An 817-nucleotide genomic window follows, 5' to 3' on the forward strand; every position below is an offset into this window, starting at 1 on the left:
CCACCAGGCCGCACCCCGTCGCCCCCGCCACCTCCCTGTGTGCTCGGCGCCCGCGACGTTTGTTTTGTTCCACCCCGTCGCCGCGCTTCTGCCCTGCCGTACCCTGCTGTGTCCCTGCCCTGTCCTGCTGTGCTCAGCTGCGCCCTGCCGTGCCGTGTTGCGCGCCCCGCGTCCGGTGGGTTCCCGGCCTGCTTAGCGGGTCGGAACCGGGCGGGGCCTCGGTATCCGTCGGCCGAAGGACGAGCCGGTCGCGAGTTCGCGGTCCGCCTCGCTCAGTCCGCCCCAGACGCCGAAAAGCTCCGGCGTGCCGAGCGCGTGCGCCCGGCAGTCGCGCAGCACCGGGCAGGAGGCGCAGATCTGCTTGGCCTCGCCCTCACGCGCTTCGCGGTCCCTGGTGCGCTCCTTCTCCGGTCCGAAGAACAGCCGTGCGTCCGCCCCCTGGCAACGCGCCTGCTCCTGCCAACCCAGCCGCAGATCGGCGATGGCCGGGATGCGTGCGGCGTTGCGCGCCGAGCGCCGCGCCGGCAGCAGAGCTACGCGGTTTCCCATACCGGCCGCCACCATTACGGCCGTGTCCGTCCGAGTCACGTCGTCTACCCCTCCACTCGACTCGTCTTTCATGGCGTCAAACGGATCGCGGCGAACGGGTGTTCCCGTGCCGAAGGTGAAGTCTCGATCCGGTATCGGCCTACTGAATACGACGGCTGCGGCGCGCGAAACGTTCCCGATCCGCGCAACGGGATTGCGTTTCGGGAGCACGCGCCGCCCACGCGCCGCCACAAACCTGGACAAAACACCCGGCCCATCCGTTCCGACG

Annotated in this window: 1 protein-coding gene; it reads right to left on the minus strand. The window is 70.5% G+C overall.

Features of this window, described 5'->3' with window-relative positions:
* Positions 1 to 192 precede the first annotated feature (192 nt).
* Positions 193 to 549 carry a WhiB family transcriptional regulator gene (locus KDL01_RS41485; RefSeq protein WP_212534205.1) on the minus strand — a complete coding sequence of 119 codons (357 nt, stop codon included), beginning with the start codon at positions 547 to 549 and terminating at the stop codon, positions 193 to 195.
* Positions 550 to 817 lie beyond the last annotated feature (268 nt).

The organism is Actinospica durhamensis (assembly GCF_018139695.1).
Taxonomy (GTDB): domain Bacteria; phylum Actinomycetota; class Actinomycetes; order Streptomycetales; family Catenulisporaceae; genus Actinospica; species Actinospica durhamensis.